At 49.8% G+C, this 11,997-nt stretch carries 9 protein-coding genes; 7 read left to right on the forward strand and 2 right to left on the reverse strand.

Annotation, left to right across the window (positions count from 1 at the left end):
- Window positions 1-63 precede the first annotated feature (63 nt).
- Both HMPREF0576_RS01060 and HMPREF0576_RS01065 read left to right on the forward strand, forming a co-directional pair.
- Window positions 64-1,035, forward strand: coding sequence for a carbohydrate ABC transporter permease (locus tag HMPREF0576_RS01060; RefSeq protein WP_004010357.1), 972 nt, complete (start codon window positions 64-66; stop codon window positions 1,033-1,035).
- Complete coding sequence (locus HMPREF0576_RS01065) at window positions 1,032-1,943, forward strand: carbohydrate ABC transporter permease (protein ID WP_004010358.1); 912 nt, start codon at window positions 1,032-1,034, stop codon at window positions 1,941-1,943. The genes HMPREF0576_RS01060 and HMPREF0576_RS01065 overlap by 4 nt, the downstream gene beginning before the upstream one ends.
- Window positions 1,944-2,364: 421 nt before the next feature.
- On the opposite strand, the gene HMPREF0576_RS01070 is transcribed toward HMPREF0576_RS01065, so the two are convergent.
- Complete coding sequence (locus tag HMPREF0576_RS01070) at window positions 2,365-3,543, reverse strand: ROK family transcriptional regulator (RefSeq protein WP_245527289.1); 1,179 nt, start codon at window positions 3,541-3,543, stop codon at window positions 2,365-2,367.
- A gap of 168 nt (window positions 3,544-3,711) precedes the next feature.
- Here HMPREF0576_RS01070 and HMPREF0576_RS01075 point away from each other — a divergent pair, with 168 nt between their 5' ends.
- From HMPREF0576_RS01075 to HMPREF0576_RS01090, 4 genes are read left to right on the forward strand one after another with little or no spacing between them, the layout of a single operon-like run.
- On the forward strand, window positions 3,712-5,865 hold the full coding sequence (locus tag HMPREF0576_RS01075; RefSeq protein ID WP_004010360.1) for an alpha-galactosidase: 2,154 nt from the start codon (window positions 3,712-3,714) through the stop codon (window positions 5,863-5,865).
- A gap of 23 nt (window positions 5,866-5,888) precedes the next feature.
- The gene (locus tag HMPREF0576_RS01080; RefSeq protein WP_004008248.1) at window positions 5,889-6,827 is read left to right on the forward strand and encodes a carbohydrate ABC transporter permease; all 939 of its coding nucleotides are present in this window, start codon (window positions 5,889-5,891) and stop codon (window positions 6,825-6,827) included.
- Window positions 6,817-7,797: a carbohydrate ABC transporter permease gene (locus HMPREF0576_RS01085; RefSeq protein ID WP_004010361.1), complete on the forward strand. Its 981-nt coding sequence runs from the start codon at window positions 6,817-6,819 to the stop codon at window positions 7,795-7,797. Before HMPREF0576_RS01080 ends, HMPREF0576_RS01085 begins: the two co-directional genes overlap by 11 nt.
- Before the next feature lie 8 nt (window positions 7,798-7,805).
- Window positions 7,806-9,206 carry an ABC transporter substrate-binding protein gene (locus HMPREF0576_RS01090; protein WP_245527291.1) on the forward strand — a complete coding sequence of 467 codons (1,401 nt, stop codon included), beginning with the start codon at window positions 7,806-7,808 and terminating at the stop codon, window positions 9,204-9,206.
- Between the two features lie 166 nt (window positions 9,207-9,372).
- On the opposite strand, the gene HMPREF0576_RS01095 is transcribed toward HMPREF0576_RS01090, so the two are convergent.
- Complete coding sequence (locus HMPREF0576_RS01095; protein WP_004010363.1) at window positions 9,373-11,184, reverse strand: glycoside hydrolase family 2 protein; 1,812 nt, start codon at window positions 11,182-11,184, stop codon at window positions 9,373-9,375.
- Between the two features lie 223 nt (window positions 11,185-11,407).
- Here HMPREF0576_RS01095 and HMPREF0576_RS01100 point away from each other — a divergent pair, with 223 nt between their 5' ends.
- Window positions 11,408-11,920 carry a methyltransferase family protein gene (locus HMPREF0576_RS01100; protein WP_245527292.1) on the forward strand — a complete coding sequence of 171 codons (513 nt, stop codon included), beginning with the start codon at window positions 11,408-11,410 and terminating at the stop codon, window positions 11,918-11,920.
- The last annotated feature ends 77 nt before the right edge of the window (window positions 11,921-11,997 follow it).

Genomic DNA, 11,997 nt, shown 5'->3' on the forward strand with positions numbered 1-11,997 from the left:
CTTGCGCACACCGAGGTGAACCCCGCAAATTTCAATCACATCGACCACTAATTAGGGGACAAAATGTCAGGCAACGTCGCCGTTAAGACACCTGAAAAGGCTCGAACACCACAGAAGCGTCAACGGACGCGCAGTTCAAACGGTATTAAGCAGTGGGGACCCGGACTGTTACTGGTGTCACCATCTATCATCCTCGTGGCAGTTTTTGTCTACGGCTTGTTGGGCTCTAACTTGTTCACATCCCTGCAAGATAACCACTCTGCACCACAAGTCTCGGGAGTGCAGCCGGTTAACTTTGTGGGGTTTGCAAACTTCGTGGCGTTATTTGCGGACAAGGATTTTCAACACTCCCTGATTAACCTGTTGATGTTCACGGTAATGTTCCTGGTGGGTACGTTATTCTTCGGTTTCATCTGGGCTTGGCTGTTGGATAAACCGATTAAAGGGGAGGGAATCTTCCGTTCCGTATTCCTGTTCCCGATGGCGGTATCGTTCATCGCCTCCGGCGTGGTGTGGCGCTGGATGCTGAACTCCGCGCAAGGTGAGAACGCTTCCGGTTTGAACCGTTTGCTCCAGATGATTGGTCTGGGTGGGCTGCAAAACGACTGGATTTCGAACCCCACCTTTGGGGTGCTGGCGGTGGGGATTCCCGCCGCGTGGCAGCTCTCGGGCTATGTCATGGCCCTGTTCTTGGCAGGATTCCGGGGAATTCCTGATGACCTGAGGGAAGCCGGGCGCGTGGACGGTGCTAATGAATGGCAACTATACCGCTACATTATATTTCCGCAGCTCGCACCCGTAGCGCTCAGCGCCGTCATTATCATCGGGCATATGTCACTGAAATCTTTTGACTTGATTATGGCAGTGGCGGATCAGACCTTCTATCAGACCAAGGTCCCTGCCATTGATATGTATAACTTCATGACTGTTTCTGATTACTCGAACGCGGCCGCGGTCGGCACGGTGCTGTTGGTGATTGTGGCGCTACTGGTCGTGCCCTACTTGATTCACGATGCGAAGGAGTCCAGCCGATGAGTTCCGCCACTGTAATCGACGCGGGTGCTGCCGCGATTACGACAAAAAAGGTCAACGTTAACGGTTCGGTAGGAAAGAAACGAGGCGGGGTGAATGTCGGCAAAGTTATTCGCTACGTGCTTTTGATTTTCTTCCTCGCCATGGTCCTCATGCCGGTGTACGTGCTGTTGATTACATCTTTCAAAGGGGCGGGGGAGGCCGACCCTTCCCGGACTTGGTATCTGCCTGCGGAATGGAACACCGATAACTGGGCGCGAGCCTGGGACCAGTTGCAGGGCGGGCTGTTGCGCTCCCTGATGCTGGTGATTCCGTCCTCGATTATTTCGGCAATGCTCGGTTCCGCTAACGGTTTCGTCCTGTCGCGCTGGCGTTTCCCCGGAGCGAACGTGGTGTTCACCCTGATTTTGTTCGGCATGTTCATCCCCTACCAAGCCGTGATGATTCCCATGATGCGCATGGTGGTGGCGTCCCAGATTGGTTTCGGGATTCACACCCTGATTTTGATGCACATCATCTATGGCATCCCGATTACAACCCTGATTTTCCGTAACTATTACGAGAGCGTCCCGCGAGACCTCATCGAGGCTGCGCGTATCGACGGGGCAGGAATGCTGCGCACGTACTTTAACGTGGTGCTGCCGATTTCCATTCCGTCTTTCGTAGTGGTGCTGATTTGGCAGTTTACTTCCGCGTGGAACGACTTCCTGTTTGCCCTGTTCTTTGGCGGCGGTTCCCAGCGCGGTCCGGTCACGCTGTCCTTGAATGAGTTGGCGCACGGTTCGATTATGGCTGACTACGGCGGTTCCATGGCGGGCGCCCTGATTGCCTCCGTCCCGACGCTCCTGGTCTACATCGCGCTGGGCAAGTACTTCGTCGGCGGCATGATGGCTGGTTCCGTGAAGGGGTAATCCGGGCTGTACACTGGTTAAATACCCAGTGAACCAGCTGTTCGCTAAGCGTGGTCCCCGCACTCGCGGGGATAATCCCAATGTTGCCAAACGGACTTCTGTTTGGTGCTGCAGCCGAAGACCTTGCCAGCTTGCGCCAACGAGTTGTGGCAAAACTCCAAACCCTGTTTAACCGCTTTTACGTGCTGTAAAGTTCGTTGCAATTTACGCGGGCACGGTATTAGCCACAGTTTCTATCGTGTGCAGACCAGGCTCCGAAGTATCCAGAGATGATTAAATTTTCCGGCAGAACCGTCATCCTTACAGCTCGCATACGCGGGAGAAAAATCAGCACACTTTACCTACCGAAACCAACAATGGGTGGTGCTAGCTGCAATTGGACGGAATCATTGTGCCCAGAAGCGGGGTTGCTCTGCGTGTATCACCATTTCGTGCTGCCGGTCGTGCGGATTAGCCATTTTACAATCGCCGCTACTGCGGCACCCTGTGCCCAGCGGTCGAAGCTACCTGAGCGCCGATGAACTCTGATCCGGGGATCGTTAGGGCGACCATATGATTTCAAATGTTTGTCAAAGTTATCAGCCCATCGTGATTCCAGGAGGCACACGCCCTCTCCGTCTAAAACTACGTCAAGTACTAACGCCGCTGAGGCTACCGTTTGCACATAAATAGCTAGATTCTCAGTGAATTCTATAATTGCGCGGCGGCATGATTTATCGCCATAATCTGCCAGATTGATGAGTTCTTCAGCGGAAGTGGGGGCAGAATCGCTGTTGGTGATTGCTCTACCGGCCTGTGCGCGCGATAAAACTGCTGGCAAAGTTAAAGCGCCATTAGCACAACCCACGTGCCCGTATTGGCAGACCCCGTGAGCTCCTGCCAAAGGGATGTGAGAAGTGGTTCCCAGTCCGCTGAGAGGAGAACGCACCGCTCTTAAATTGTGTACCATGCCGTTCCCGATGCCAGCCCCAATAGTGGCAACCACAAAGTCTTCACATTTGCGACCGAGTCCGAACCATTGCTCTAACATGGTCAAGCCGGTGACATCGTTAACGAACTCAATATCCGGGTGTGACGATGAATTTATTTCGTGGGTTATGCTATGTAAATCAACGTTTTGCCAGCCTAAAAACCGATTTTCTTTAATCCTAGAGGAATCTATTTTTCCCCCTAAGGAAATCCCAATTCCCTCCAACTGGGAATCATCTTGATTTCCGATTTGTCTACGAATGACAGCGCAGAGCTGGTGTAAGCAATCTTCGGGGGCGTGGCTTTCTACCGGCACTGCTTCCCGCGACAAAATCCGTGCGTTGGCGTCCGTACGCACACAATGAATCATCGTTCCCGTCAGATTAACCCCGATGAAAGCATGTTGATCTGGGGGCACCGCTAATAGTTGGGTGGGGCGCCCCATGCCGGTTTTTGAGACTCCAGAACGCACTTCGGTAATCATCCCGCTCTTCATCAACGGACGTACTAAACGCGTCAGCGTAGCGGGAGATAGTTCTAGGTCTCGGGCGGTGTCGGCACGAGAAAGGGGACCGTGCGCCAGAATGTGGGCAGCAGTAGCTAGTGACGAGTCGTCAAAAAGTCGCGTCATAGTTTCCTTTTCCCTCTGGGTAGCAGCGGTCTTTACACTGAACCGGAACAAAATATGTGGAAAGTGCTTCAAAACTCCTTGTTCCCAGTTTACATATGCGCTACTATCTTTAGTAGTGAAAATATGTCGGCGCGAGGTGGCGGCGGCTAAAAATCCTGGGAGGGTTCAATGGCGAATTTTTCACGTTTAATTCATTTACGCAATGGGGGAACATCGCTCTGTTTACGCATTACAGAACGGGGAGTTCCTCAGGTTATTTATTGGGGAACCGATCTCGGGTATCTCAGTTCGGCGCAGTGTGAAGAAATCTCAAAGTCGCAGTATTCTGCGGTGGTCTCGGGAACTTCAGATATTCCGCCGCTCTTTTCTTTAGTTCCGCAACAAAGTGAGGGGTGGATTGGAACTCCTGGTCTGATTGGATCTCGGCAGTCAGGGGCACTCTTTTCTGCTTTCATTCCGATTGATGTCCAAACCGATGGTCAGGGAACCAATGGAGCGCCCTCGGAAGTAACGGTAACTCTCTATGACGAAGAAGCCGATATTAATTTAACCATTGCGGTAGAAGTCACCCCCTCTGGGGTCATCCGCGGGCAAGCGAAAGTGATTAATACCGGAGCTGACGGCTACGAGGTTCAATCGCTACTGCTGGGGCTGCCCACTCCGGCAAGTGAAACCTATGTATTGGACCAAACGGGGCACCATCTGCGAGAACGTGATATTCAAAAGCATGAGTTCACTATTGGCTCCCACCAGCGAGAAATTAATGTTGCTCGCGGACATACTATTTCCAGCATTCATGGCACCTGCCAGCCGAATACCTCTTGGCAGGACGGACTCGTTCACTATGTGCATGTGGCGTGGTCGGGCAATACTCGCACTATCGCAGAAAAAGACACGCAGGGTTATCAGGGCATATTGGCGGGAGAATTGCTGTTCCCTGGCGAGGTGGTACTCAAACGTGGTGAAGAGTACTGCTCACCCTGGATTGTGGGAACCTGGGGACACGGTCTCGATGAGGCAGCAGCTCGGATGCATAGTTTTGTTCGCAGTCGGACTGCCCATCCTGCTACCGAACGCCCCGTTACTCTCAACGCTTGGGAAGCGGTCTACTTTGACCAGTCCTTGCCGCGTTTGCTGAAATTGGTAGATTTGGCAGCCGAAGCCGGGGCAGAACGTTTTGTACTCGATGACGGATGGTTCTCGGGACGCCGTGACGATACCTCAAGTTTGGGGGATTGGACTGTGTCCGCAGAAGTGTGGCCTGACGGTCTTTCTCCGCTGGCTGACGCGGTCCACAGTAAAGGGATGCAATTCGGCTTGTGGTTTGAACCCGAAATGGTGAATCCTAACTCCCAAGTGGCGCGCGAACATCCAGATTGGATGCTTTCTCCACGTACCCACCGTCCGCAAGAAGCGCGCTATCAGCAGGTCATGGACCTGACCAATCCCAAAGCCTTTGAGCATGTTAAGGGGCAAATGCTGGAAGTATTGGATTCAACGCAGATTGAATATATTAAGTGGGACTTCAATCGTGACCTCTACGAAGCGGTTTCTCCCACTACCGGTTGTCCGGTGTACCATCAGCAAACACTAGCGACCTATCGCTTACTGCGAGATATTAAAGAAGCCCATCCGCATCTCGAAATTGAGTCTTGTGCAGGAGGGGGAGGACGCATCGATTTAGGGATAATGGAATATGCGGTGCGAATTTGGGGATCTGACTGTACAGATCCGATTGAGCGTAAGCAGATAGAAGCGGGTACCTGTTTGCTGCTTCCCCCAGAGCTAATTGGCTCCCACGTGGCTTCCCCCGTGTCGCACCAGACCGGTCGAACCTTAAATTTGTCGTTGCGCGCATCTAACGCATTGTTCTCTCACATGGGAATTGAATGGGACTTGACAACGGCTAGTGCGTCAGAGCTTAAAGAACTCGCCAGCTGGGTAGCGCTTCACAAGGAGCTGCGCCCAATGTTGCACTCCGGACGAGTCGTTCATCTAGATCACCCTGACCGGGGATATTGGGTGCATGGGGTAGTATCCGTTGATCAAACGCGTGCAGTCTATGCGGTGACCCGTTTACATAGCTCTCCCCAACGCCCTTCGCCGGCACTATGCCTGCCGGGTCTGGAAGCCACAACTACTTATCGAGTACGTGAAATGCTCCCACAAGGTGTCGAATCAGAAATCGGTAACGGACAGGGTTCCGTCCCTTGGTGGGGAACAGGCTTAGAGCTGCCGGGGAGTGTCCTTGAACACTCTGGAATTCGTTTCCCGGATTTAAATCCCCTGCAAACAGTGTTATTAGAAGTATCTGCTAGATAATCCATTTTTTATCCAATTTTTTCATGTTAAGAAAGGAGACCAGGATGGAAACATCCTCAGATGTTGTTTCGACGAGGAAACAACGTCCCGTGATTATTTCACGTCAAGCGCGATACGCGTTGATATTTCTGATTCCTGCCGGAATTGGTTTATTTTTCTTTTACCTTTTACCCGCAGTGCGTGGATTCTATTTTTCATTCACGGACTATGCGGTGCTAACCCCGGCCAGGTGGACAGGGCTGGCAAACTATCAGCGTCTGATTTTTGATCCTCTGTTTTGGAATGCCGTAAAAGTGACGGTTTACTATGTGGTGCTAAACATCGGTTTCCAAACCATTATTGCTATTGGGCTGGCAGTGTTGCTACAGAGATTGACAAATTCAACGCTAATTCGAGGGATGGCTTTGCTTCCCTATTTCATAGCGAACGTAGTGGTAGCTTTGGTTTGGTACTTCATGATGGACTACCAAATCGGTATTGTCAATGAAATGCTTAACTGGATTGGTCTCGACCGAGTGGCTTTCTTTGGAGAATCTGCCTGGGCGATTCCCACGGTTGCTTTTGTGAACGTGTGGCGCCACATGGGTTACACGGCACTGCTGATTTTTGCGGGTTTGCAAACCATCAATCGAACGGTGTGGGAGGCTGCTGATATTGATGGAGCTGGAGAGATACGCAAATTCTTCTCCATCACTTTGCCTCTATTGCGACCGGTGCTAGCAATGGTCATGGTCGTTACCATCACCGGATCATTCCAAATCTTCGATACTGTTGCGATTACCACCAAAGGTGGTCCGATTAATGCTACTCGCGTCATTTATTACTACATTTGGGATTTGGCATTTGGGCAACTTGACTTTGGATACGCCTCTGCTATTGCCATGGTGCTGTTCGTTCTGTTATTTGGAATCTCACTCATTCAGCTGCGGCTGATGCGTGCCGGCGAATCAGATGAACTGTGAGGAACTAAAAATGACTACCACAACTTTGAAAACTGCTACCAAACAAACGGATAAACACCCCCATATGGGGCACACCGGAAAAATTGGCTCAAAGAAACATCATGGGCTGGGATTTTATTGCGCCTGGGGCTGCTTGATTATTCTGTTGATTATTACGGTGTTCCCCTTCCTTTGGATGTTGCGATCTTCTCTCATGACCAACACTGAACTGTTGGCACATCCTGGAACTATCTGGCCAAAGAATCCGACTTTTGATGCCTATCGGCGAGTATTCGGTATGACCACTCCGGAAGAATCTCTGGCCCAGGGGGGAGCTGGTGCCTCTATAAACTTCTGGTTATATCTGCGTAACTCTTGCATAGTGGCCTCTACAGTAATGGTGGGACAAACCTTGTTCTCAGCTATGGCGGCCTATGCTTTTTCACGATTAAGGTGGAGAGGTCGGGAAGTAGTATTCGCGATTTTCCTGTCAGCGTTGATGGTTCCGGCAATTTTTACTGCTATCCCGAACTTTGTCTTGATTAAACAGCTGGGACTGCTAAATACTTTTGCCGGCATTGTGCTTCCCACTTTCTTTATGACCCCTTTCTCTATATTCTTCCTCCGGCAATTTTTCCTGGGAATCCCGCGAGAGATTGACGAGGCTGCCATGATTGATGGGGCAGGTCCCTTCAAGGTGTTCTTCCGGGTTATCTGCCCTATGACTTCTGCCCCGATTATCACTCTAGCGGTTCTTACCTTTATCAATGCTTGGAACGATTACATGTGGCCTCTGCTAGTGGGACAATCTGATCGGGTCCGGGTATTGACGGTTGCCCTGGGAATTTTCCGGGCGCAAAAGCCTCAAGGTTCACCAGACTGGACCGCACTGATGGCGGCGGCTCTGGTATCCGCGCTTCCCATTATCATTTTGTTCACCATCCTCGGAAAGCGGATTGTGAGCTCTGTTGGATTCTCAGGAATTAAGTGAGGCTCGACATGAAAAATTCTGTGATTGCTGTATCCGGGCGACGGTTTATGGTCGCAGCTCTTGCCGTTGTACTGGCTGGCATCTTAACGGTCGGATTAACTTCGTGTAGCTCTCAAGTCAGCGGTAAACTAGGGCAAACCACCCTGCGGTATTGGCTGTGGGATTCCGGGCAACTCCCCGGATACCGGCAATGCGCGGCGGATTTTGAAAAAGAAAATCCCGATGTGCATATCCAAATTGAACAGTTCGGATGGGACGATTATTGGACGCAAATTACCGCCTCGATGGTGGCTGAAAATGCGCCCGATGTATTTACTGACCATACTTCTCAGTTCGGTAAGTACTCTGCTTTGGGACAGCTTCTAGATATCGACCCTTACGTTAAGCGGGATAACTACGACTTGAGTCATTATGCGGCAGGTCTGGTCGATCAGTGGAAATCAGCAGATGGAAAACATCGATATGGTCTTCCCAAAGACTGGGACACCGAGGCTATTTTCTACAACGAAGACATGGTTAAGGCAGCTGGTTACACCAAAGACGATTTATGGAAACTCGAGTGGAATCCTCAGGACGGAGGCAGTTTTGAGAAGTTTTTGGCTCGTCTGACCGTTGACGTGAATGGTGTTCACGGCGATGAACCTGGCTTTGATAAGAAACATGTGAAAGTTTATGGAACCGGTTACAACGACACTGGTGGCGGTCTCGGTCAGATTCAATGGTCACCTTATGCCCTGTCCAATGGAGAATGGAGATGGACCGAGAAAAACCCTTGGGGAATGCACTTTAACTACGATGATCCGAAATTCCAAGAAACTATCGGATGGTGGATTTCCTTAATCAAGAAAGGCTATATGCCGCCGTTGTCAGTTGCTACTTCAGGAGTGGGGACAGTAGAGTCATTGGGGTCGGGATCATACGCGACCTTGTTAGAAGGTTCCTGGAATATTTCTACCATTGATAACGCAACTGATTTACCGATTCAAGTCGCTCCGACCCCGATTGGACCTGATGGACATCGCGCTTCAGTTACTAATGGTCTGGCAGATTCAATTTGGGTGGGAACTAAGCATCCTCAAGAATCTTGGCGCTGGGTTAAATATCTGGGGTCAGCAAAATGCCAGGATGTGATTGCTGAGCAGGGGACCGTATTCCCCGCCATTACTACGTCGACCGATAAGGCAATTAAAACTTTCGAAGATATGGGATATGACGCTCGCGCCTTCTCAGTTCATCTGGAAGACAAAACTACCGTCCCCTCGCTGGTGGTTGATCGTTGGGCACAGGTCGATGCCCTCATGAAACCGGCAATGGCCAGTGTGATGTCGTTTGAAAGCGAACCATCAAGCCTGACAGAAGCGAACCGACGGGTTAATGCGTTGATGAGCGCAAATCGGGGGAAGCGTTAGGTGATGTAAAAGGAAGATTTCATTTTTGGGCGCCCCTATCGCTGTTGCGGTAGGGGCGCCCGACTCTTACCTGCTGCCTGACCGACTCAATTTGCTCATAATCTGTTAGGTCTTGTAGGGTTTCGCAGTTTGCTTGGTAATCGTTGAGACGCTTAGGTTGCGCGAGTTAGGTTAAATTCTGACTAGGTAAATCGTTAATCGCGTTAATCTGTCGGAGTTCCTTTAAATCGAATTTAGGTGTTCGTTCGTAGGTCAGCAGTCCGTTGACCTCTTGCTCGACATCCGTGAGCTGGGTGTAACAGAATCCTTGCACGTATTGCGAAGAACGTAAGGTTGAAATTAGGCGACTATAAGTGGCTAAAAATTCTGCCGCTGAAGATACACCGAGGTAACTCCAATCTGAATTCTGATTGTTGGCAAATCCGATACCTCCGCATTCAGTAATCAAGATGGGCTCTCCGCGGTAGCCAAACCCCGCAGCATACACGGGATGACCGCTGACAAATTGGGACACTAACGCTTCCTTGGAAGTTAAAGTTTCACAAAACTGGGTGAATTCGGAATCGTCTGCATTCTTACCTAGCTTGTAATTGTGGATGGCGCAGATATCGGTGATTGTTTGATCCCAGCCATCGTTGGAACTTACCAGACGAGTGTCGTCTAGTGACCGCAAGAGGTGGTACAGGGCTTGTGCCCAATGTTGCTGTCGCTGGTTCGAATGAATTTGTGGGACTCCCCAGCTTTCATTCAAAGGCACCCATGCCACGATACACGGATGATTACGGTCGCGTTGATAAACAGCTTTCCAAGAATCAAAAATGGCTATTTGCGACTCTGTGGTGAATAGCGGGGTAGAAGAACATTCTTCCCAGACTAGAAACCCGAGTTGGTCTGCCCAATAGAGAAAACGGGGATCTTCAAGTTTTTGATGCTTGCGGCAACCGTTGAATCCCATCTCTTTCGCAAGCGAAATATCCAGTCGGTAGTCATCATCGGTAGGTGCGGTGAGTAGGCTTCGTGGCCAATAGCCTTGGTCAAGAACTAGCTTTTGATAGTAGGGGTTATTATTTAAATAAATAATTCCATTCTCGGTATGGATTTTTCTCATTCCAAAATAGCTGCTGACGGAATCTAGCTCGAGAGTAATATCCGATAAGGTTAGCTCTACTGTAAATAGATTGGGGTATTCTGGACTCCATACGTATTCATCGGCACCATGAAATCCGGTACGAAAAATATCTGACCCGAAAATATCCACAGAAAACTTCAGCGTGGGGTCGACACATTTGATTTGTGTCTCGACCAATAATTTATCTTGGTAATGAATCTGTACTTTTAGCCAGGTATTTGGGGAGATGGTTTTCGTATGCACTGTGAACTCAACGGATCCGCTGTCCAGGTCTGGCTTAATGGCTAAAGACTCAATGCGTTGTTCGTTGACGACTTCCGTCCAAACTGTTTGCCAGATTCCACTGCTCCGCGTGTACCAGATTCCTTTGGGTTTGGATTCCCAGAACTGTTTCCCGCGCGGTATTTCTTGGTTAGTCAGCGGGTCATAAACGCGTAAACAAAGGTTTTGAGTGGTTCCTTCGGTAAGGAAAGGTGTGATGTCGACGGAAAACGGAGTTTCACCGCCGGTGTGCTCTTTTACCATTTGCCCGTTTAAAAAAACTTGTGTTTGATAATCAACTGCCCCAAAATGCAGTAATAAATGCTGTTGCGGGGTTAAACTTGGAGCATTAAAGTTGCGTTTGTACCAGATAATGTCATGTTGCTCCCGAGTATTAATACCACTCAGCTCACACTCGTACACAAAGGGAACATTAATCTGCATAGGGAAAGGAGAGTCTGGCATATACCAACGCTCCCGCAGACCCTTATCGTCATCGTCAAAGCGGAAGTCCCATGCCCCATTCAGATTCTGCCAATTTTCTCTCTCGAATTGGGGGCGAGGATACTCGCTGCGCAAATAGTTCATAAGATTCTCCCTGGGCTGGATTTAGTCGGTATTCTTACTGCTTATATATAGTTGTTGGCAGCAGTTAATTATATTTGGTTTTAAACTGTAAATTTTTTGCAGCTTTATTTTACCGGGTTTATTGGGTGATCGGTGTGAGTCACGGGATTTTTATTTGTCTGCCTGGTTTCTGACCTGCTGTTACAAATTCATTTGTCGGGCTGAGGTATGCAAAAATGGATGCGTGAGTAAGGCATCCCTCTCCCACCTGCCCGTGCTTGGGGTAGGACCATTCTACGTTTCTGGTATTTTCATCGTCACGATCTCCGCAACCATTTTCAGATATCTGGGATGGCTGAGAATCGGGACGATTGATAACTCATGGATTCGAATCCTTTTGATTCTGGTAGGCATTGCCCTGATGGTGGAGTCTGTAATCGTGTGGTGTTTAGCCGTGTTCGGTTCACGCATGGTAGAAAGCGTCAAAACCGGTCAATTGATGACCGCTGGAATTTACGCGTGGGTGCGCCATCCTGTCTACACAGCTTTCTTCCTGCTCAACACCGGTTTTCTGATTTTGCAAGCAAACTGGTGGTTGATGGTCTTACCGTTTGGTTATTGGCTGGCGTTAAGTATTTTGCTGAAATACACCGAAGAACTCTGGTTGCAGGAGAAATTCGGTGCTCAGTACGCCAGGTACGCAGCTCGCGTAAATCGTGTATTCCCCTGGCCACCCCGTGGACCCGAAACCATCTGAAGGCGAGTTTTCACCCACTTCAGCAGGGCAGGGTAGGTGACATTGGTCTTCTCGATGATATATGGGAGAAGTTTTTC

Origin of the sequence: Mobiluncus holmesii ATCC 35242 (genome assembly GCF_000185445.1) — a bacterium.
GTDB classification, from domain to species: Bacteria; Actinomycetota; Actinomycetes; order Actinomycetales; family Actinomycetaceae; genus Mobiluncus; species Mobiluncus curtisii.

What these genes read in the sequence shown, in the direction of transcription:
- HMPREF0576_RS01060 (WP_004010357.1), top strand. Translation starts at nt 64, where the DNA reads ATGTCAGGCAACGTCGCCGTTAAGACACCTGAAAAGGCTCGAACACCA.
- HMPREF0576_RS01065 (WP_004010358.1), top strand. Translation starts at nt 1,032, where the DNA reads ATGAGTTCCGCCACTGTAATCGACGCGGGTGCTGCCGCGATTACGACA.
- HMPREF0576_RS01070 (WP_245527289.1), bottom strand. Translation starts at nt 3,543, where the DNA reads ATGACGCGACTTTTTGACGACTCGTCACTAGCTACTGCTGCCCACATT.
- HMPREF0576_RS01075 (WP_004010360.1), top strand. Translation starts at nt 3,712, where the DNA reads ATGGCGAATTTTTCACGTTTAATTCATTTACGCAATGGGGGAACATCG.
- HMPREF0576_RS01080 (WP_004008248.1), top strand. Translation starts at nt 5,889, where the DNA reads ATGTTAAGAAAGGAGACCAGGATGGAAACATCCTCAGATGTTGTTTCG.
- HMPREF0576_RS01085 (WP_004010361.1), top strand. Translation starts at nt 6,817, where the DNA reads ATGAACTGTGAGGAACTAAAAATGACTACCACAACTTTGAAAACTGCT.
- HMPREF0576_RS01090 (WP_245527291.1), top strand. Translation starts at nt 7,806, where the DNA reads ATGAAAAATTCTGTGATTGCTGTATCCGGGCGACGGTTTATGGTCGCA.
- HMPREF0576_RS01095 (WP_004010363.1), bottom strand. Translation starts at nt 11,184, where the DNA reads ATGAACTATTTGCGCAGCGAGTATCCTCGCCCCCAATTCGAGAGAGAA.